At 73.2% G+C, this 19,878-nt stretch carries 16 protein-coding genes; 8 read left to right on the forward strand and 8 right to left on the reverse strand.

The features are described 5' to 3' along the window. Positions 1–9: 9 nt before the first annotated feature. Together FJQ56_RS17330 and FJQ56_RS17335 are read right to left on the reverse strand one after the other, a co-directional pair. Complete coding sequence (locus FJQ56_RS17330) at positions 10–849, reverse strand: MlaE family ABC transporter permease (protein ID WP_140010843.1); 840 nt, start codon at positions 847–849, stop codon at positions 10–12. Beyond that, on the reverse strand, positions 846–1,619 hold the full coding sequence (locus tag FJQ56_RS17335; protein ID WP_140010844.1) for an MlaE family ABC transporter permease: 774 nt from the start codon (positions 1,617–1,619) through the stop codon (positions 846–848). Before FJQ56_RS17335 ends, FJQ56_RS17330 begins: the two co-directional genes overlap by 4 nt. Before the next feature lie 238 nt (positions 1,620–1,857). Between FJQ56_RS17335 and FJQ56_RS17340 the strand changes: the two genes are divergently transcribed. Next, positions 1,858–2,409 (forward strand): DUF1707 SHOCT-like domain-containing protein, encoded by a 552-nt coding sequence (locus FJQ56_RS17340; protein ID WP_140010845.1) that lies wholly within the window; start codon positions 1,858–1,860, stop codon positions 2,407–2,409. Then, positions 2,406–3,092, forward strand: coding sequence for an ion channel (locus FJQ56_RS17345; protein WP_140010846.1), 687 nt, complete (start codon positions 2,406–2,408; stop codon positions 3,090–3,092). Before FJQ56_RS17340 ends, FJQ56_RS17345 begins: the two co-directional genes overlap by 4 nt. On the opposite strand, the gene FJQ56_RS17350 is transcribed toward FJQ56_RS17345, so the two are convergent. Continuing rightward, positions 3,049–4,053, reverse strand: coding sequence for a DMT family transporter (locus FJQ56_RS17350; protein WP_140010847.1), 1,005 nt, complete (start codon positions 4,051–4,053; stop codon positions 3,049–3,051). The genes FJQ56_RS17345 and FJQ56_RS17350 overlap by 44 nt on opposite strands. Here FJQ56_RS17350 and FJQ56_RS17355 point away from each other — a divergent pair. After that, a complete protein-coding gene (locus FJQ56_RS17355) occupies positions 4,052–5,464 on the forward strand; it encodes an aminotransferase-like domain-containing protein (RefSeq protein ID WP_140010848.1) in 1,413 nt (470 codons plus the stop codon). The genes FJQ56_RS17350 and FJQ56_RS17355 overlap by 2 nt on opposite strands. A gap of 10 nt (positions 5,465–5,474) precedes the next feature. Then, entirely contained in the window at positions 5,475–8,585 is a 3,111-nt protein-coding gene (locus tag FJQ56_RS17360) for a hypothetical protein (RefSeq protein ID WP_140010849.1), read from the forward strand. Positions 8,586–8,602: 17 nt separating this feature from the next. Here FJQ56_RS17360 and FJQ56_RS17365 read toward each other — a convergent pair whose 3' ends face one another. From FJQ56_RS17365 to FJQ56_RS17380, 4 genes are all read right to left on the reverse strand, one after another. Beyond that, a complete protein-coding gene (locus FJQ56_RS17365) occupies positions 8,603–8,890 on the reverse strand; it encodes a hypothetical protein (protein ID WP_140010850.1) in 288 nt (95 codons plus the stop codon). Next, on the reverse strand, positions 8,887–10,182 hold the full coding sequence (locus tag FJQ56_RS17370) for an MFS transporter (protein ID WP_246084226.1): 1,296 nt from the start codon (positions 10,180–10,182) through the stop codon (positions 8,887–8,889). The genes FJQ56_RS17365 and FJQ56_RS17370 overlap by 4 nt, the downstream gene beginning before the upstream one ends. Before the next feature lie 213 nt (positions 10,183–10,395). Then, on the reverse strand, positions 10,396–12,522 hold the full coding sequence (gene uvrB / locus FJQ56_RS17375) for an excinuclease ABC subunit UvrB (RefSeq protein ID WP_140010851.1): 2,127 nt from the start codon (positions 12,520–12,522) through the stop codon (positions 10,396–10,398). 81 nt (positions 12,523–12,603) lie between these two features. Next, complete coding sequence (locus FJQ56_RS17380) at positions 12,604–13,860, reverse strand: phospholipase D-like domain-containing protein (RefSeq protein WP_342776478.1); 1,257 nt, start codon at positions 13,858–13,860, stop codon at positions 12,604–12,606. A gap of 99 nt (positions 13,861–13,959) precedes the next feature. Between FJQ56_RS17380 and FJQ56_RS17385 the strand changes: the two genes are divergently transcribed. Next, entirely contained in the window at positions 13,960–15,153 is a 1,194-nt protein-coding gene (locus tag FJQ56_RS17385; RefSeq protein ID WP_246084227.1) for an MFS transporter, read from the forward strand. A gap of 25 nt (positions 15,154–15,178) precedes the next feature. Here the strand turns inward: FJQ56_RS17385 and FJQ56_RS17390 are convergent, their stop codons facing one another. Next, a complete protein-coding gene (locus tag FJQ56_RS17390) occupies positions 15,179–16,126 on the reverse strand; it encodes a DNA-3-methyladenine glycosylase family protein (RefSeq protein ID WP_140010852.1) in 948 nt (315 codons plus the stop codon). A gap of 48 nt (positions 16,127–16,174) precedes the next feature. Here FJQ56_RS17390 and FJQ56_RS17395 point away from each other — a divergent pair, with 48 nt between their 5' ends. The 3 genes from FJQ56_RS17395 (at position 16,175) to FJQ56_RS17405 (ending at position 19,563) form a co-directional block, all read left to right on the forward strand. Continuing rightward, positions 16,175–16,948, forward strand: a complete 774-nt coding sequence (locus tag FJQ56_RS17395; RefSeq protein ID WP_140010853.1) for an enoyl-CoA hydratase/isomerase family protein — start codon at positions 16,175–16,177, stop codon at positions 16,946–16,948. Positions 16,949–17,006: 58 nt separating this feature from the next. Further along, positions 17,007–17,600 carry a TetR/AcrR family transcriptional regulator gene (locus tag FJQ56_RS17400; RefSeq protein WP_140010854.1) on the forward strand — a complete coding sequence of 198 codons (594 nt, stop codon included), beginning with the start codon at positions 17,007–17,009 and terminating at the stop codon, positions 17,598–17,600. A gap of 421 nt (positions 17,601–18,021) precedes the next feature. Further along, a complete protein-coding gene (locus FJQ56_RS17405; protein ID WP_140010855.1) occupies positions 18,022–19,563 on the forward strand; it encodes an ATP-dependent DNA ligase in 1,542 nt (513 codons plus the stop codon). Positions 19,564–19,878 lie beyond the last annotated feature (315 nt).

Below are 19,878 nucleotides of genomic sequence, written 5' to 3' on the forward strand. Positions count from 1 at the left end.
ACTCCCCCGCTACCCGGTGATCCGCACGGTCGTCGTCGAGCCCCAGATGGCGAAGCTGAGGAAGAAGTCGGCGACGACGGTGAAGACGATGCTGGTGCGGATGGCGCGACCGACGGCCTGGCCGACGCCGGCGGGGCCGCCGGAGGCCGTGTAGCCGTAGTAGCAGTGGATGAGGATGATCGCCGCGGCCAGGAAGAGCAGCTTGCCGAAGGACCACAGGATGTCGATGGGGGGCAGGAACTGCAGGAAGTAGTGGTCGTAGGTGCCGCTCGACTGGCCGTAGATGTAGACGACGATGAGCCGCGGCGAGAGGTACGACGCGCTCAGCGCCACGATGTAGAGCGGGATGACCGCGACGAAGGCGGCGATCATCCGGGTCGTGACCAGGAACGGCAGGGACGGGATGCCCATCACCTCGAGCGCGTCGATCTCCTCGGAGATGCGCATCGCCCCGAGCCGCGCGGTGTAGCCGCAGCCGACCGTCGCGGCCAGGGCGATGGACGAGATCAGCGGCGCGACCTCGCGGGTGTTGAAGTAGGCGGAGATGAACGCGCTGAACTTGGCCACGCCGATCTGGCTCAGCGAGGCGTAGCCCTGGATGCCGACCTCGGTGCCGGCGAAGAAGGCGAGGAACGCGATGACGCCGACGCTGCCGGCGATGAGGGCCAGGGCCCCCGACCCGAACGTCACCTCGGCCAGGGTCGCGGTGATCTCGCGCGGGTAGCGGCGGATGGCCCGCGGCACCCAGATCAGGGCGCGCACGTAGAACAGCAGCTGGTCGCCGTAGCCCTCGATCGAGCGGCGCGGGGCCCGGACGACCGTGCTGGCGAAGGACCCGAGGGTGGTCATATGCCCACCGGGGGGACGATCTGGAAGTAGATGGCCGTGATGACCGCGTTCATGAAGAACAGCAGCATGAACGCGATGATCACCGACTCGTTGACCGCACGACCCACACCGCTGGGACCGCCACCGGCGTTGAGCCCCTTGTAGGCGCCGACGATCGCGGCCATGGCCCCGAACACCACCGCCTTGACGATGGCGATGTAGAGGTCGCTGATCGAGGCCAGCGCGGTGAAGTTGGACAGGAACGCCCCCGCCGAGCCGCCCTGGACGATCACGGTGAAGAAGTAGCCGCCACCGATGCCGGCCCCGATCACGATGCCGATGATCATCAGCGCCACGAACATCGTCGCGGCCACCCGGGGGGCCACCAGGCGCTCGAGCGGGTCGACGCCGAGCACCTCCATGGCGTCGATCTCCTCGCGGATCTTGCGAGCCCCCATGTCGGAGCAGATGGCCGAGCCGGCCGCGCCGGCGATGATCAGGGCGGCCGCGATGGGCGCGGCCTCACGGACGACGGCGAGCACGGCGGTGGCGCCGGCGAAGGACTGGGCGCCCAGCTGGCCGGTCAGGTTGCCGACCTGGAGCGAGATGACCGCACCGAACGGGATCGAGACCAGGATCGTCGGCATCAGCGTGACGCTGGTGATGAACCACGCCTGCTCGACGAACTCGCGGAACTGGAACCGGGTCGTGAACAGTCGCTTGACGACATCGACGGTCATCACCGCGATCTCGCCCGGGCCCCGAATGACCCCGGCAGCACTCAACGCCATCCGTGGTCACCTCTCCCCATAGATTCGTGATCAGTCGGCTGGGCCCCGACGATAGAACGTGTTCTCTTTTTCGACAACCGGTCGACTCCCTTGGGGTGTGGCGTCTCACCCCTTGGTGACGCCCGTCACTCGCACACCCTCCTGCGCACCCACCCGCACACCCCGTCGCCGGTCACGCACCGCTCCCTAGGATGCGCAGTGTCAGATCGACATCGGGGCGACCGAGGGGTGGAGGACCATGAACGACGACCTGTGGTCGACGTTCCCGATCGACCCCCGCGAACGGGCGCACGCCGGGCTGCGCGCCTCCGACCAGGACCGCGACCGGATCACCGAGGTGCTGTCGTCGGCGTTCGCCGACGGCCGCCTGGGGCACGACGAGCTCGAGGAGCGGATGTCCGCGGTGGCCGGGGCCCGCACGCTCGGCGAGCTGCCGCCCCTCGTGGCCGACCTGGTGCCGCTCAAGCCGACCCCGGCGCGCTCGCCCAAGTCGCTGGTCGGCGTCTCCCCCGCCGAGCTGCAGCGTCGCGCCGAGGACGAGTGGCGCGAGCGGCGACGGGCCGCGGCCCTCTCGTTCCTGGGCTCCGCCCTCGTGTGCTGGTCGGTGTGGATCGCCGTCCACGTCGGCACCGACGGCGGTGACTTCCCGTGGCCGCTGATCGTCAACGCCGTGACCCTCCTCAACGTCGTGCGGGTGGTCGGCAACCACGAGCAGATCGTGCGTGAGCGGGTGCAGGCGCTGGAGAAGAAGCAGGCGCGGCAGCAGCGCTGGCCCAAGAGCCTCTCGTGAGGACGCACCCGGTCGTGGTCGCGGTCCGCGACCATCCCTCGGCACTGCTCCTCGGGCTCCAGGTGCTCGCCGTGCTGGCCTACCCGTTCCTCGACGGCAACGTGGCCGGTCGCGCGGCGCTCGGCGCCGTCCAGGTGGGCGTCGTGCTGGTCGCGGCCTGGGCCGTGCGTCGTACGCCGACACTGTCGTGGGTCGCCCTGCTGCTGGCCGGCCCGGCGATGGTCCTCAGCGTCCTGGAGGCGGTGACCGACGACGCCGGCTGGGTGGTGCTCTCCTCGGCCCTGTTCCACGTGCCGTTCTACCTGTTCGTCTCCTACGCGATGATCCGCTACCTCTTCCACGACGACCGGGTCACCCGCGACGAGCTGTTCGCGACCGGTGCGGCGTTCACCGTGGTGGCCTGGGCCTTCGCCTACGTCTACGCGGCCGCCCAGGTGGTGTGGCCGGGCTCCTTCGTCGGCTACAGCGGCGATGCAGAGCGACCGTGGTTCGAGCTGCTCTACCTCTCCTTCACCACGCTCACCTCTGTCGGGCTGTCCGACGTCTACCCCGTGATGGACCACGCGCGGTCGCTGGTGATGCTCGAGCAGCTGGCCGGCGTCTTCTACGTCGCGCTGGTCGTCGCCCGCCTGGTCGGGCTCACCGCCCGGGGCCGGGGCACCGGTCGGGCCGACGACTCCTGATCTGGTCGCCCTCCGCCGGGTCGCCGTCCGCCGGGTCGCCGTCCGCCACCGCGAGCCTCACCCGCACCGCCCCGGCCGCGCACCCGATCACCACGAGCCCGCCGACCAGCGTCGCGACCGTCAGCCGCTCCCCGAGGAGCAGGCCGGCCCAGGTGAGCGTGAGGACCGACTGGACGAGCTGGACCTGGCTGACCGACGACATCGGACCGACGGCGAGGCCGCGGTACCAGGCGAAGAACCCCAGGAACATGCTGACGCCCCCGAGGTAGGCGAAGGCCGCCCACTCGGTGGGGGTGGCCTGCGGTGGGTCCCGTCGTACGGCGACCAGGGTGAGCGCGAGCATGAGCGGGGCGCCGCCGACCAGCGCCCAGGAGACGGTCTGCCACGCGCCGAGCTCGCGCGAGAGCAGCCCGCCCTCGGCGTACCCGACGGCGGCGGACAGCACCGCGCCCACCAGCAGCAGGTCGGCCCAGCCGGGCGGCTCCAGGGCGCCGTCCTGGACCGAGGCGAAGACGAGGGCGGCCACCGCGCCGGCGAGCACGGCGAGCCAGAACGCCCGCGGCGGTCGCTCGCCCGTGCGCACCACCGTCGTCACGGCGGTCGCGGCCGGGAGCATCGCGATGACGACGGCGCCGTGGCTGGCCGGGACCGACGTGAGGGCGAACGACGTCAGCAGCGGGAAGCCGACCACGACCCCGCCCCCGACGACGAGCAGGCGGGCCCACTGGTGGCGCGACGGGCGCCGCTGGCGGGTGGCCGCCAGGCAGACCGCGGCCAGGACGGCGGCCACCACGGCGCGGCCCGCCCCGATGAACAGCGGCGACAGGCCCTCGACGGCCACGCGGGTGAACGGGACCGTGAACGAGAAGGCCAGGACGCCGAGGAAGCCCCAGCCGAGGCCCGACCTCGCGGGCAGTAGCGCCAGGTCGTTTCGGGGAGTAGCGCTATCGTCACTCGTCATGGACGACGATAGCAGCGGACGGATCGTGGCGGCGCTGTCCGCCTGGATCCGCGGCGCGCCGCCGGGCGCCCGGCTGCCGTCCACCCGCACCCTGGCCGCCGAGCACCGCGCCAGCCCGGTCACCGTGCAGCAGGCGCTGCGCACCCTCGTCGCGCAGGGTCTGGTCGAGACGCGTCCCGGCGTGGGCACGTTCGTCCGCGCCGTCCGGGCGACGCGCCCCGCCGACCACGCCTGGCAGACCTCCGCGCTCGGCCCGGCGCGCAGTGACCTCGCCGGGCTCCCGACGGCGCTGCGCGGCACACCGCCGGACGCCATCGCCCTGCACGCCGGCTACCCCGACCGCGACCTCCTCCCCGAGCGTCTCGTGCGTTCCGCGCTCACCCGGGCCGCGCGGTCGGACGCCGGGCTGGGCCGGTCACCCACGGCCGGGCTCCCGGAGCTGCAGGCCTGGTTCGCCGGCCAGCTGGCGACGCACACCCCGGGCCACCTCACGCCCCCGGCCCCGGCCGAGGTGATCGTCGTGCCCGGCAGCCAGAGCGGGCTCAGCTCCGTCTTCCGCTCGGTCGTGACGGCCGGGCAGGTGCTCCTGACCGAGTCTCCCACCTACTGGGGCGCCATCCGGGCCGCCTCCCACGCCGGCGTGCGACTGGTGCCGGTCGCCGCTGGACCGGACGGACCCGACCCCGCCCAGCTCGACCGCGCGTTCGCCGAGACCGGAGCCCGGGCGTTCTACGCCCAGCCCCACTACGCCAACCCGACCGGTGCCCAGTGGTCCGCGGCGCTCGGCGCGCAGGTCCTCGAGGTGGTGCGGGCGCACGACGCGTTCCTCGTCGAGGACGACTGGGCCCACGAGTTCGGCATCACCTCGACGCCCTCCCCGCTGGCCGCGCAGGACGACGGCGGCCACGTCATCTACCTCCGCTCGCTCACCAAGAGCGTGTCCCCCGCCCTGCGGGTCGCAGCCGTCGTCGCCCGCGGCCCGGCCCGGGCCCGGCTGCTGGCCGACCAGGCGGCGGAGTCGATGTACGTCAGCGGGCTGCTGCAGGCCGCCGCCGTGGACGTGGTGACCCACCCCGGCTGGCGCACCCACCTCCGCGGCCTGCGCGACCAGCTGCGCACCCGCCGCGACCTCCTCGCCGACGCGCTGCGCGAGCACGTGCCCAGCGCCCACCTCGAGCACCTGCCACCCGGCGGCCTCAACCTCTGGGTCCGCCTGCCCGACGACACCGACGTCGAGGCGCTGGTCGTCGAGTGCGGCCGCGCCGGCGTGGCCGTCGCCGCCGGCACCGAGTGGTTCCCCGCCGAGGCCCCCGCCCCCTACCTCCGGCTGAGCTTCTCCGGGCCCCACCCCGCGGCGTACCCGGAGGCGGCGCGCCTTCTGGAGCGCTCGCTCGGCGTCGCGCGCGGATAGCGTGACCCCCGTGCCTGGCGTTGCCGACCTGATCGCGCTGGTCCGGGCCGTCGACCACGACGGTGCCGTGAGCCTCGTCGAGAAGCTCGACGGCGCCGCCAAGGTCGAGGCGGGGACCTGGTTCGACACGTCGGGTCCCTGGTTCCGCGACCTGGGCCACGGCCTCCTGCCCGAGCGAGCCGACGTGCTTCGCCTGCGGTGGATCGAGGCGCGGTGCGCGGTGGCGCTGCTGCCGCCCGAGGCCGCGGCCGACCGGATCCGGTGGACGCTCCTCGACGACGCGACCTCGGTGCTGGCCGATGGCTTCGTACGTCGCGTCGAGGAGGCCGACCCGGGCTGGCGCAGCCGGTTCCTCGCCACCACGGCCGCGGCCCTCAACGCGATACCGACCGACGGCTGGCGGTTGCTGCTGCGGCTCGGCCCGCCCGACGGGACCTTCCGGGAGGCGATGGACGCACGGTTCCTCGTCCTGCGGAAGCAAAGCCCGCTCGACCTGCTCCTCGCGGAGGTCGACCCCGGTGACACCCTGCTGCACCTGGTGGGGTCCGGACAGCTCGGCCAGTGGCGGCTGGAGCTCACGACGGAGGACGTCGCGGACCTGGTCGATCGTGACCTGGTGGACCGTGACCTGCTGGTCTCCCAGACCCTGGCCGCTCTCGACGACGACAGCCGACCGTCGAACCAACGGGTCCTGGCGTCGTTGTTGCGGTCGCTCGGAGTCACGCCCGCCGACCTGACCGGTGGTCTCGCGCAGGCTCACGCCCTGGTCCTCGAACGGCACGTCTCGGTCGCCGACCTGGTCCTCCCGCTGGCCGTCGACCTGGCCGACGCCGCCGGGCTCGCTCGACTCGCCGGTGTGGTCGCGACGCGTCCGGAGCGTCGATTGCGGGAGTCGCTGCTGACCCGGCTCACCGAGGCGGAGGTGGTCACCCGCCTCGGGGCGCCGGCCTGCCGCGACGCGATCCGCACCTGTGTGGAGCACGACGACCACGCATCGTTCCAGGTACGGGCCGCCGAGGCCCTGGTCGTCCTGGGCCACGCCGACCCACCGCCGACCACCGGCGAGCGCGACGTCAGCGAGGCGTGGAGCCACCCCCCGACGCCGGCGGGTGGACGCAAGCCACCCGTGGTCCCGGCCGCGCTGCCGCGGTGGACCTCCCTGCTGCGCCGCGGCCGCAACGTGCGCGTGCTCGAGGAGGATTGGGTCGTCGACGAGGTGCTGCGCGCCATGGCTGCCGATCGCTTCGACTCCGACGTGTTCGTGACCGAGCACCGGGCACTCCTCGTGCAGGGCACGCTGCTGGTCGGTCGCCTCTGTCGGCAGCTGGAGATCCTGTTCGAACGTGGCGGGTTGTCCGCGGCGTACGCCGCCGCCCTCGTCGTCGCCGACGTTGCCGCCGAGCAACGGACGGCCGGTCTCCACGACCTGCTGCGCCTGCTGGCCCGGTATGCCCGCCTCCGGGCGGGCGCGCCCGGACCTCACATCCGGGCACTGGCCGCTGACGCCGAGACCCGGACGGCGACGAAGGCGGCCCGGGAGGCACGAGTGCTGGTCGACCGCCTGGGTGCCACCGTGGCGGCGTCGATGCCTGCCACCTCGGCGATGTCGCTCAGCCTGTGGTCCCTCGCCCTCGACCCGTCTCCCGGCGACCAGCGGGTCTCCGTGGGTCGCGAGGACGACCTGGTCACCCTGGCGGCTCGCGTCGGCGACGACGGGCTGCAGCGCTACCACCTGCTCCTGACCAACGACCTCCCCGACGGCTGGGTGCGCCCGGACGTGCTGCTTGCCGATCTGACCCGGGCGACCCGTCGGTTCGCCGACGCGGACCTGCGCGACGCGGTCCGCGACGCGCCCCTCGCGTCGCTCGACGTCGCCCCCGGGGCGTACGACCCCTGGCCGAGCCCCTACCCCGGTCCGGTCGGAGCGGCGGTCGGGCTCTGGGCGAGCGGAGCCCTGACCCTGGAGACCTACCCGCGGCTGTGGTCGGCCCGGTCCGAGACCGAGCTCGGACCAGGACTCGAGAACCCCGTGCTCTGGGACTTCCCGGGCCGACGCCCGCCCGTCCTGCGGCTCGACCGGTCGATCCGCTCAGCGGATCCCCTGCTTCCCCACGCGCTCAGCAGTCCGCCCACACGGGTCCTGCTGCTGCACGCGTGCGAGGCACTGCTCCTGGCCCCGCGCCGCGCCTCGCCCCTGAGCACCCCCAGCCGGTACGACGGCACCCTGGCGCTCGACGAGCTCGTGCACCGGATCCCCGAGGGCCCGATCGGGCCCCTCGACCTCGTGCTGGCTCTGCACCGGCTGCGTCCGTGGGGCGACGACGCCGTCGACCGGCTCGACGAGCTCGACGCGCAGCTGCTGACCGACCCGGCCGTGTCGGGTCCCGACCCGATGCCGGTGGCCGACGTCGTGCGCCGGTGGGTCGAGGGCGGCGGACTCCCCGCCCTGCGCAGCGAGGTGGACGAGGCCCCGGGCCCGGCGGCGTGGCGCCACGCCCTCGACGACGGACCGGTCAGCTGGGCCGAGACGCACGTCGCCCCCTCGGGCGTGCTCTCCGAGCGTGGCCGCGGGACTGCCGCGGCGCTGCTGCGGATCGTGCCTCGCCGACCCGACCTCGCGATCCCCTGGGCGCACCACCGGGACTTCATCGCACCCGCCGAGGTCGCCGCGCTCCTCACGCTCCACGGACACGGCCCGGCTGTCGCCGACCGGCTCGTCGGCGCCCTGGTCGGCTCCGACCTGAGCCGCGAGGAGGTGGTCGCCGAGGTGGCCCGCCGAGGCACCCCCGAACGCCTCGATCCCGACCTGCTCCGCACCGCCGTGCTCGACCACGCCGCGCGGGGGCTGCTGACCCCGGCCCGCGCGACGCCGGTGCTGCGCACGCTCTTCCACCACGGCGGGCTGCCGACCTGGTGGCCGGTCGCGATCGCGCTGGCCGCCTCGGCGGCCACCGCGCCGCGCGTCCCGGCGGGCCTCGCCGACCTGCTGTCGCTCCTCGCCGACGTCGTGGTCGAGGTGCCCGACCACCGGCTACCGCCCGAGATCCACGAGCTCGCGACGCGGCCCGCCCGCAGCCGCGCACGCAGCGAGGCCGCTCGGCTGGTCGCCGCCGCGTCCTGACCGGCACCGGTCGGGACTCACGGCTCCGGTACGACGGCCTCCCACCGCTCGCGTCGCTCGGCGTCCGTCTGCCCCCACCACGGGGTGCCGCGCTCGCCGAGCGCGACCTTGACCGCCTGGACGCCGTCGCGCGAGCGGCGTTCCTCGTCGGTCCCCTTCGTGCGCTTGACCTCGCGACGCCACGCCATCAGCACGTGCTGCAGCTCGTCGCGCCGCGGGTCGGGGATGTCGGGGTCGGTGGCCCGCCACCGGCGGCCCTTGACCACGATGTAGCGGCCATCGGGGGTGTGCTCGACGTCGCTCATCCGACCGTCGTCCCCGCCTCGAGGCCGGCTCGGTCGATCACGCGGCGCGCGCGCCTGCGGTATCGGACGATCTGCGCGAGCCCGAGGGCCCACAGCACGTACTGGGCGCTCATCGCCCAGCGGAACGCCTCGGGCGTGTAGTCCGAGGATCCGCCCGGCGTGCGCCAGTCGAGGATCAGCCCGACGGCCACCACCAGCACGAGGCTGGCCGCGAAGCCGGCCTGGTTGATGATCCCGGTGGCGCTGGCCATCCGCTCGGCGGGGTTGGAGGTGCGGGCCAGGTCGAAGCCGATGACCGCGGCCGGTCCCCCGATGCCGACGACCTGGGTCAGCACCACCAGCAGCCACAGCGGTGCGGTACCGGGCCAGGCGAGGACGGCGGTCCAGACCACGACGATGGCGCAGACGATGGTGATGACGATCGTCGAGCGGTGCCACGGGTGGCGACCGACCAGGTAGCCCAGCAGCGGGCCGGAGTACCACGCCGCGACGACGATCAGGCTGAGGAGCACCCCGGCCGTGCCGGAGGAGAGACCCTCGCCCTGCACGAGGAACGGGTAGCCCCACAGCAGCGACAGGGTCGTGGCGCTGAACTGGCTGGTGAAGTGCATCCAGAAGCCCAGTCGGTTGCCGGGGTGGGCCCAGGACGCCGAGAGGCTGCGGCGTACGGCGGTCAGCGACAGCTGCGGTCCGGTCAGGCGGCGCTCCTCCGGCGAGTCGCGCACGACCACCACGAGGCCGACAGCGAGCAGCAGCCCGAGCGACGCGGTCGTCAGGTAGGCGCCGGTCCAGCCGAGCTCGCGCAGCGCGAAGGTCATCGGCACCGCCGCCACGACGGCGCCGAGCTGGCCCAGGGTGCCGGTGAGCTGGGTGATGAGCGGGACCCGGCGGGCCGGGAACCAGCGGCTCACCAGCCGGAGCAGACAGATGAACGTCATGGCGTCGCCCATCCCGACGAACAGCCGGGCGACCAGCGCCGCCGGGTAGGTCTCGGCGAGCGCGAACCCGGCCTGCGCGGCGGTCAGGAGCAGCGTCCCGGTCAGCATCACCGCCCGCGGACCGAACCGGTCGATGAGCAGGCCGACCGGCACCTGCATGAGCGCGTAGACGAGCAGCTGCATCATCGTGAAGGTGGCGAGCTGGGCGGCGCCGATGTCGAACCGGTCGGTGGCGAGCAGACCGGCGACGGCGAGCGAGCTGCGGTGGAAGACCGCGACGAAGTAGGCACCCAGCCCGACGCCCCACACGGCGCAGGCGAGACGGCCGCCCTGCTCCGTCTCGCGTCCCGTCACTCCCACCACCCTAGGACCCGGGCCGCGCCGACCCGGCTCGACCCGACGGTCGCAGCGCCCGGCGCCCGGCGCCCGGGCCACCGCCGGTCCGGGCCACACGGCGCACGGAGCGCAGGCCCGGCCGCCGCACCGGTCGTCCCCGCCGGACCGGATCGCGGCAGCCCTACGAGGGCAGCGCGGGGACGCGGTGCGAGCCGGCCCGCAGCGACCCGATCAACGCTGCGCCTCCATCATCTGGCGCAGCTCCTTCTTGAGGTCGTTGATCTCGTCGCGCAGGCGCGCCGCGAGCTCGAAGTTGAGCCCGGCGGCCGACTGCTTCATCTGGTCGGTGAGGTCCTGGATCAGCTGGGCCAGCTCGGAGCTCGGCAGACCGGCGAGGTCCTTGGCGTGGTGGCCCGCCGCCTTCTCGCCCAGCACCGGGACGGGCTGGCGGGCCTTGGCGCCGCCGGCGCGACCCTTGGCCGCCGTGCCCGCCCAGGTCTGGAGCAGGGCCTCGGTGTCCTCGCTGTCGCGGGCCAGGACCTCGGACATGTCGGCGATCCGCTTGCGCAGCGGCTGCGGGTCGACGCCGTGCCGCTTGTTGTAGTCGACCTGGAGGGCGCGCCGCCGGTTGGTCTCGTCGATCGCCTTCTCCATGGAGGGGGTGATCTTGTCGGCGTACATGTGGACCTGGCCCGACACGTTGCGTGCGGCGCGGCCGATCGTCTGGATCAGCGACTTGTCGGAGCGCAGGAAGCCCTCCTTGTCGGCATCGAGGATCGAGACCAGCGACACCTCGGGCAGGTCGAGGCCCTCGCGGAGCAGGTTGATGCCGACGAGCACGTCGTACTCGCCCCGGCGCAGCTCGCTGAGCAGCTCCATGCGACGCAGCGTGTCGACCTCGGAGTGGAGGTAGCGGGTGCGGATGCCGGCGTCGAGGAGGTAGTCGGTGAGGTCCTCGGACATCTTCTTGGTCAGCGTGGTGACCAGGACGCGCTCGTCCTTGTCGGCCCGGGTGCGGATCTCGTGGATCAGGTCGTCGATCTGGCCCTTGGTCTGCTTGATGACGACCTCGGGGTCGATCAGGCCGGTGGGCCGGATGATCTGCTCGACGACGTCTCCTTCGACCTTGTCGAGCTCGTAGTCGCCCGGAGTCGCGGACAGGTAGATCGTCTGGCCGATCCGCTCGAGGAACTCCTCCCAGCGCAGCGGCCGGTTGTCCATCGCGCTCGGCAGGCGGAACCCGTGGTCGACCAGGTTGCGCTTGCGGGAGCGGTCGCCCTCGTACATGCCGCCGATCTGGGGAACCGCCACGTGGGACTCGTCGATGACGACCATGTAGTCCTCGGGGAAGTAGTCGAGCAGGCAGTTGGGAGCCGACCCGGGCGTGCGCCCGTCCATGTGCATCGAGTAGTTCTCGATGCCGGCGCAGGAGCCGACCTGGCGCATCATCTCGATGTCGTAGGTCGTGCGCATCCGCAGCCGCTGGGCCTCGAGCATCTTGCCCTGCTTCTCGAACGTCGCGAGCTGGTCCTCGAGCTCGAGCTCGATCCCGCGGATCGCCCGCTCCATGCGCTCGGGACCGGCGACGTAGTGGGTGGCCGGGAAGACGTAGAGCTCCTTGTCCTCGGTGAGGACCTCGCCCGTCACGGCGTGCAGCGACATGAGCCGCTCGATCTCGTCGCCGAAGAACTCGATGCGGACCGCGTGCTCCTCGTAGACCGGGAAGATCTCGAGGGTGTCGCCGCGCACCCGGAAGGTGCCGCGCGTGAAGGCCATGTCGTTGCGCGTGTATTGGATCTCGACGAGCTGGCGCAGGATCGAGTCGCGGTCGCGCTCCTCGCCGACCCGCAGCCGCAGCATCCGGTCGACGTACTCCTGGGGGGTGCCGAGGCCGTAGATGCACGACACCGTCGAGACCACGATCACGTCGCGCCGGGTCAGCAGCGAGTTGGTCGCCGAGTGACGCAGCCGCTCGACCTCCTCGTTGATCGAGGAGTCCTTCTCGATGTAGGTGTCGGTCTGCGGGATGTAGGCCTCGGGCTGGAAGTAGTCGTAGTAGGAGACGAAGTACTCGACGGCGTTGTCGGGGAAGAGCTGACGCAGCTCGTTGGCGAACTGCATGGCCAGCGTCTTGTTGGGCTGGAGCACCAGCATCGGGCGCTGCACCTGCTCGGCCACCCACGCCACCGTCGCGGTCTTGCCGGTGCCGGTGGCGCCCAGCAGCACGACGTCCTGGACGCCGCCCTCGACCCGGTGGGTGATCTCCTCGATCGCCGCCGGCTGGTCGCCGGAGGGTGAGTAGTCGGAGACGACCTTGAAGGGGGCCAGGCGGCGCTGGAGGTCGGTGACAGGACGCATGCTCCGAGCGTACGGCGGCCCACCGACAGTTCTGAACGACCGCCTGAACGACCGCCTGGACGACCGCCTGGACGACCGCCCTCAGAGCAGCGGGCGGAGGGGGGCCAGGAACGACTCGGTGAACTTGCGGTGCAGGTCGCGGGTCTCCCACTCGGCGCTGGTCAGCGGCGCGCAGTTGGACTGGTCGGTGAGGAAGATCTCCTCGAGGCGCGACGCGAGGCCGGCATCGATGATCTCGACGTTGATCTCGTAGTTGCCCTGCAGGCTGAGCCGGTCGATGTTGGCGGTGCCGACCGTCGACCACGTGCCGTCGACGGTCGCGGTCTTGGCGTGCACCATCGCGCCCTTGAACCGCAGCACCTGCACGCCGGCGTCGAGGAGCTGGGAGAAGTAGCCGCGCGAGATCCAGTCGGCGACGATGTGGTTGGACTTCAGCGGCACCAGCAGGCGCACGTCGACCCCGCGCCGGGCGGCGTCCTTCATCGCATCGACGAAGTCCTGGTCGGGGATGAAGTAGGCCGTCGTGAGCCAGACGTTCTTGCTCGCGCGGTTGATCGCCTCGAGGTACATCGCGCGGATCGGGAACATCCACAGCCGCGGCACGTTGCGCTGCACCCGGATCCGGGGCTCCCACTGCGACGCAGTCTCGAGGAGCAGGGGGCGCTCGCTGTGGCGGATGCGACGCCGCCGGTGCAGGTTCCAGAAGTCGGCGAACGCGCGCTTGAGGTCCCAGACCCCGGGCCCGGTGATCCGCACGTGCGTGTCGCGCCACTCGGTCGCGTAGGCGTCGCCGATGTTGTAGCCGCCGACGAAGCCGACGGTGTCGTCGACGACGAGGATCTTGCGGTGGTCGCGGCCGTAGCGCCGCAGGTCGAAGAACCGCCAGCCCGCGGCGTAGACCGGGAACTTGAGCACCTTCATCGACGGCGGGAACCGCTTGAACACCGGCGAGACGACGAGGTTGGCGAAGCCGTCGTAGATGCAGAGCACCTCGACCCCGCGATCGGCGGCCGCGGCCAGCGCGGCCTTGAACCGCTCGCCCGTCGCGTCGCCCTTCCAGATGTAGGTCTCGAAGAGGATCTGCCTCTCGGCGCCCGCGATCGCGGCGAGCATGTCGTCGTAGAGGTCGCGTCCGAACGTGTACGTCGTGACCGTGCTCTCGCCGATCTCGACCGCTCGCGGCGCCGTCGTGGGGAACGGCTTGGGCTTCTTGCCGCGGCGTCGGTAGGAGTCGACCACCGACATCGTCACGGCGATCACGAGCTGGAGCCCGAGGATCGTCATCAGCGTGCGGCGCAGCACGGCCAGCACCCTGTCGACGTCTGGACCCCTGCGCACCCGCCCAACCTATCGGGGCCCGGGCACGGTGGGATTCTTCACACCCTGAGCGCTGAGATCCGTACGTCGCACACCGCGGCGCCGGGGTCTACTCGAGCAGTGAGCGCGACCCTCGACCCGACCACGATCGGCACCGCACGTCGCTGGTCGATGCTCGGCGCGAGCACCCTGGGCCAGGCGGCCAGCGCGATCGCCGCCCACGGGCCGGCGTTCCTCATCCCCGCCCTGCGCGAGCACGAGGGACTGACCCTCGCGCAGGCCGGCGTGGTCGCGGCCGCCCCCACGCTCGGCGTGATGCTCACGCTGGTGGCGTGGGGGGTGCTCACCGACCGCCGGGGCGAGCGGCGGGTCCTGATCGCGGGACTGGCACTGACCGCGGGGTTCAGCCTGGTCGCCGTCCTGGTGCACGGGCTGGTGCTCCTGACGGTGGCCCTGTTCCTGGCCGGGGCCGCGGCCGCGAGCGCCAACGCCGCCTCGGGTCGCGTGGTCGTGGGCTGGTTCCCGCCGCATCGCCGGGGTCTCGCGATGGGCATCCGGCAGATGGCCCAGCCCGCCGGGGTCGCCATGGCCGCGGTGAGCATGGCCGTGATCGCCGATGCCCACGGCATCGGGGCCGCCCTGCTCGTGCCGACCGTCGCAGCGGCCGTGGCCGCCGAGGTCGTCGCCGTCGTCGTGGTCGACCCGCCCCGCCCCGCTGCGGCGGAGGGCGGCGCCCCGAGCCCCTACCGGGCCGACTCCTACCTCGCCCGCATCCACGGTGTCTCGGTCCTGCTCGTCGTCCCGCAGTTCGTCGTGTGGACCTTCAGCCTGGTGTGGCTCGTCGAGGAGCGCGGCTGGTCCCCGGCTGCGGCCGGGACCCTGGTCGCCGTGGCGCAGGTGGTCGCCGCGTTCGGGCGGATCGCGGCGGGTCAGCTCTCGGACCTGGTGGGCTCGCGGATGCTCCCGCTGCGCTGGGTGGCGGTCTCGGCCTCGGCCACCATGGCGCTGCTCGCCCTGGCCGCCGGGCTCGACGTCGGCGTCGCCGTACCCCTGCTCGTGGTCGCCACCGTCCTCACCGTCGCCGACAACGGGCTGGCGTTCACCGCCGTCGCCGAGCGCGCCGGTCCGCACTGGTCGGGCCGCGCGCTCGGCGTCCAGAACACCGCGCAGTTCCTCACCAGCGCGCTCGTGCCGCCGCTGGGCGGGCTGCTCGTCACCCACGCCGGGTACGCCGCCACGTTCGCGGTCGCGGCCGTGCTGCCCGCCGTCGCCGTGGCGCTGGTGCCGGTCCGCGAGGAGCGCGTCCTCAGCTGAGCGCAGGCGGCGTCGGCGAGCCGGGTCACCGAGGCCGGGTCACCGAGGCCGGCAGGTGGGTCCGCGGCGCCATCCGGGCGCCGTGGCGGGGCCGGCGCAGGCCGGCCATCGCGACGAGCGCCGGCACCCGGCCGCGCTGGGGGCGCCACGGCTCGAGGAACTCCTGCATCTCGGCGTCGTCGAAAGGGGTGCCGGTCAGCGCCCAGCCGACGTCCTTGGCGACGTGGTAGTCGCCGAACGAGACGGCGTCGGGGTCGCCGAAGGTCCGCTGACGGACCTCGGCACTGGTCCAGGCGCCGATGCCGGGCAGGCTGCGCAGCCGCCGGTCGGCTTCCTGCGGCCCGAGCACGACCGCGCGCTCGAGGGCGTCGGCGACGCGCGCCGCCGTCACCAGCGTGCGCGACCGGGCGGGGTCGACGTGCATCCTGAGCCACTCCCACGACGGGATCGTGCGGAGGGTGGCGGCGTCGGGCTGCACCCGGAGCCGCCGGTCGGCACCCGGGCCGGGGGCCGGCTCGCCGAAGCGCAGGACCAGCATCCGGAACCCGGCGAAGGCCTCCTGACCGGTGACCTTCTGCTCGATGATCGCCGGCACCAGCGCCTCCATCAGCAGCCCGGTGCGGCCGAGGCGGGCATGGGGGAAGCGCTTGCGGGCCTCGGCGAGCACCGGGTGGCGGGGCTCGAAGCCGTCCCAGCTGTCCTCGGCACCGAGCATCGCCGGGAGCGACTCGAGCGCCCAGGCGGCGCCGGGACCCCACGCCTCGGCGTGGACCTCGCCGTCGGCCGGCCGGACCGCGAGGGCCAGGGTGGCCGGGCCCTGCGGGGTTCGGATGCCGCGCCAGGTGCGGCCGCCGTCGCGCGCGTCGTCGGTCTTGAACGTCGGGTCGCCAGCCCCGCGTCGATGGAGTCGGAGCACGCCCAGACCGCACGGCCAGTCGGGCCGCCAGACCCGCTGCTGCCCCGTCGTACCCACGCGGACAGCGTAGGCGGGACCCCCGACATCTCACCTAGGGTGCGGCGCATGACGCTGCTCATCACCGACGAGGCCCGGGTCCGGACGCTGACCCTCGACCGGCCGGACGCGCTCAACGCCTTCAACGAGGAGCTGTACGACGCCCTCGCCGACGCCCTGATCGACGCGGCCGCCGACCCGGCCGTCGCCGTGGTGCTGCTGACCGGCACCGGCCGTGCGTTCTCGGCCGGCACCGACCTGCTCGAGATGCACCGGATCGCGACCGACCCGACCTTCCAGCGCGGACGGCACGGGTTCCCCGGGCTGATCGACGCCCTCGAGGCCTTCGACAAGCCCCTCGTCTGCGCGGTCAACGGGCTCGGCCTCGGCATCGGTACGACGGTGCTGGGGTTCGCCGACCTGGCGTTCATGTCGTCGACCGCGCGGCTCAAGTGCCCCTTCACCTCGCTCGGCGTCGCCCCCGAGGCGGCGTCCTCCTACCTCCTCCCCCGGCTCGTCGGACGCCAGGACGCCGCGTGGATGCTGCTCTCGGCCGAGTGGGTCTCGGCCCAGGAGGCACTGCGGATGGGCCTGGTCTGGCGCGTCTGCGAGCCCGACGACCTGCTCGCCGAGGCGCACCGGCACGCGGCGGTGCTGGCGTCGCGGCCGATCTCGTCGCTGGTCGCGGTGAAGCGGACGATGCTCGCCCCGCTGCGCGACGGCATCGCCGCCGCCCGCGAGCTCGAGAACGCGGCGTTCGCCGAGCTGATGGGCGGCCCGGCCAACCTCGAGGCGCTGACCGCGTTCGCCGAGGGTCGCGAGGCGGACTTCACCGGCATGTAGCCCGGCTATAGTCCTTCGTGTTCATACGAAAACCTGTCACCGATCCTGGGGGTCCCCGTTGACCGCGAGACCCGCCGAGCGGCGCGGTCGCCTCGACCGCGAGACCGTGCTGGCCAGCGCCGAGTCGATCGTCGACCGCGACGGCTTCGACGCACTGTCGATGACCCTGCTGGCCGCCGAGCTCGACACCCGCGTCTCGTCGCTCTACAACCACGTCACCAACCTCGAGGACCTGCGCAGCGAGATCCAGGTGCGCGCGATGAGCCTGCTCGGACGCCAGGTCCAGCGTGCCGCGATGGGCCACGCCGGCGCCGACGGCCTGCGCGTGCTCAGCCACGAGCTGCGCGCCTTCGCGCGCGCCTTCCCCCAGCGCTACGCGGCCCTCACCCGGGCCCCGATCGACCGCGACGGGTTCTTCGCCGCCGCCGGCGACGTCATCGAGGCGATGGGCGTGATGGTGCGCTCCACCGGCCTGCCCGAACGACAGACCATCCCCACCGGCATGGCCATCTTCTCCGCCCTGCACGGCTTCGTCGCCCTCGAGGCCAGCGGCTACTTCGACGGCGTCCCCGAGCTCGAGGACGTCTTCGAGCAGGTCGTGCGCGGAGCCGTCACCGCCGCCGTCCTGGAGGTCACGACCCCGCGAGGGTGAGCACCCCCCCCACGCCGGTCGAGGTGCGAAGGCCGCCAGGCCTGAGCCTCGAGACCCCCGCAGCCGACCCACCCGACCAGACCACACCCCCCCCACGCCGGTCGAGGTGCGAAGGCCGCCAGGCCTGAGCCTCGAGACCCCCGCAGCCGACCCACCCGACCAGACCACACCACCCCCACGCCGGTCGAGGTGCGAAGGCCGCCAGGCCTGAGCCTCGAGACCCCCGCAGCCGGCCCACCCGACCCGATCGAGGTGTCGTCTGATCGTGCCGGCGCACGTCGCCCCGGTCCGCAGAGCGCTGCGGTGGTCTCGAGGCTCGGCGCCGGGGCGCCTCGCACCTCGACCGACGGGCAGGGACAGCACTGATTCCCTCCATCGCGGGGTGGCGCCCACTGGGGGTGGAGCCGTGTTGGATGCAGACATGCTGCTCATCGACGTCGTGACGACCTCGTCTGCGGTCGCGGCCACGCGCTCGCGCAAGCAGAAGGTCGCGGTGATCGCCGACCTGCTGAGCCGAGCGGCTGCGGGCCCCGAGCTCGAGGTGGTGACGTCGTACGTCGGAGGGGCGCTGCTCCAGCGGCGTACCGGCGTGGGGTGGCGCGGGCTCGCGTCGCTGCCCGACCCGGCGGCCGAGGCGTCGCTGACGGTGGTCGGGGTCGACGCGACGTTCGAGCGCCTGGCGCGCATCTCCGGCCCCGGTTCGCAGGCGGCGCGGGCGGCGGCGGTGACCCAGCTGTTCGCCGCGGCGACGGCCGACGAGCAGTCCTGGCTGCGCGGGCTGGTCACCGGTGAGCTGCGACAGGGAGCCCTCGACGCGCTGGTGCAGGAGGGTCTCGCCGTCGCGGTCGGTCTGCCGGTGGCGGCCGTACGCCGCGCCGCGATGCTCGCCGGGTCGACGGTCGCGATCGCCCGGGCGGCCGTCGAGGGCGGAGAGACGGCCCTGGCCGCGATCGGCCTCGAGGTCGGTCGGCCGGTGCTGCCGATGCTGGCGTCCTCGGCGCCCACGGTCGCCGAGGCCCTCGTCAAGGTCGGCGGCGAAGGAGCCGTCGACACCAAGCTCGACGGCATCCGCGTCCAGGTGCACCGGCTCGGCGACGGCGGCTCGCCCGCCGACGACACCGTGCTGGTGGTGACGCGCTCGCTCGACGACATCACCGCTCGACTTCCCGAGGTGGTCGAGGTGGCCCGGTCGCTGCCGGCGAGGTCGTTCGTCCTCGACGGCGAGGTGCTCGCGCTCGACGCGGCGGGCCGGCCGCGACCGTTCCAGGAGACGGCGTCCCGCACGGCGTTGCAGGACGGCGTCGCCGGCGTCCGCGTGACGCCGTTCTTCTTCGACCTGCTCCACGTCGACGGGCGCGACCTGCTCGACTCCCCCGGCACCGCGCGGGCCGCCGCGCTCGAGGCCCTCGTGCCCGCGGAGTTCCGGGTGCCGCGACTGGTCACCTCCGACGTCGAGGCGGCCGAGGCGTTCACCCGCCACGTGCTCGCCGCAGGCCACGAGGGCGTCGTGGTCAAGGACCTCGCGGCGCCCTACGCCGCCGGACGGCGGGGCGCGGCGTGGGTCAAGGTCAAGCCCGTCCACACCCTCGACCTGGTGGTGCTGGCGGTCGAGTGGGGGTCGGGCCGACGTCAGGGGCTGCTGTCCAACATCCATCTCGGCGCCCGCGACGACGCGCAGCCCGGCGGGTTCGTGATGCTCGGCAAGACGTTCAAGGGCATGACCGACGAGATGCTGGCCTGGCAGACCAAACGATTCCTGGGCCTCGCCGAGGGACCGACCGACGGCTACGTCGTACGCGTGCGGCCCGAGCAGGTCGTCGAGATCGCCATCGACGGCCTGCAGGCCTCGACGCGCTACCCCGGCGGGGTGGCGCTGCGCTTCGCCCGCGTGGTCCGCTACCGCGACGACAAGGCTGCGGGCGAGGCCGACACCCTCGAGACGGTCAAGGAGCTGAGCCGATGACGGCGGTGGTGCGCGGGCCCGACGGGCCCGACAGGTCGGGCGGGTCGCTGTGGTCGTGGCGTTCTCGCGGGTCGATCCTGTCGATCGCCTCCGAGGGCTCGATCCTGTCGGTCGGCAGCGTGGGGTCGGTCCTGTCCGTCGCGTCGGCGGGCTCGTTCGCCTCGCTCGGTTCGCTGGGGTCGGCTGCGTCCGTCGGCTCGGCGTGGTCGTGGCGCTCGAGGGGCTCCCTGCTGTCGTCGCGGGCGACGGGGTCGGTCGGGTCCCACCGAGCCGACTCCGCGTGGTTCGCCGCACGCACCCACGGCCCGCTCCCCC

The organism is Nocardioides plantarum (assembly GCF_006346395.1).
GTDB lineage: Bacteria > Actinomycetota > Actinomycetes > Propionibacteriales > Nocardioidaceae > Nocardioides > Nocardioides plantarum.

Bases quoted from the DNA above. Each gene is read 5' to 3' on its own strand.
- FJQ56_RS17330 (WP_140010843.1), bottom strand. From the start codon at position 849: ATGACCACCCTCGGGTCCTTCGCCAGCACGGTCGTCCGGGCCCCGCGC.
- FJQ56_RS17335 (WP_140010844.1), bottom strand. From the start codon at position 1,619: ATGGCGTTGAGTGCTGCCGGGGTCATTCGGGGCCCGGGCGAGATCGCG.
- FJQ56_RS17340 (WP_140010845.1), top strand. From the start codon at position 1,858: ATGAACGACGACCTGTGGTCGACGTTCCCGATCGACCCCCGCGAACGG.
- FJQ56_RS17355 (WP_140010848.1), top strand. From the start codon at position 4,052: ATGGACGACGATAGCAGCGGACGGATCGTGGCGGCGCTGTCCGCCTGG.
- FJQ56_RS17350 (WP_140010847.1), bottom strand. From the start codon at position 4,053: ATGACGAGTGACGATAGCGCTACTCCCCGAAACGACCTGGCGCTACTG.
- FJQ56_RS17365 (WP_140010850.1), bottom strand. From the start codon at position 8,890: ATGAGCGACGTCGAGCACACCCCCGATGGCCGCTACATCGTGGTCAAG.
- uvrB (WP_140010851.1), bottom strand. From the start codon at position 12,522: ATGCGTCCTGTCACCGACCTCCAGCGCCGCCTGGCCCCCTTCAAGGTC.
- FJQ56_RS17395 (WP_140010853.1), top strand. From the start codon at position 16,175: ATGACGCTGCTCATCACCGACGAGGCCCGGGTCCGGACGCTGACCCTC.
- FJQ56_RS17405 (WP_140010855.1), top strand. From the start codon at position 18,022: ATGCTGCTCATCGACGTCGTGACGACCTCGTCTGCGGTCGCGGCCACG.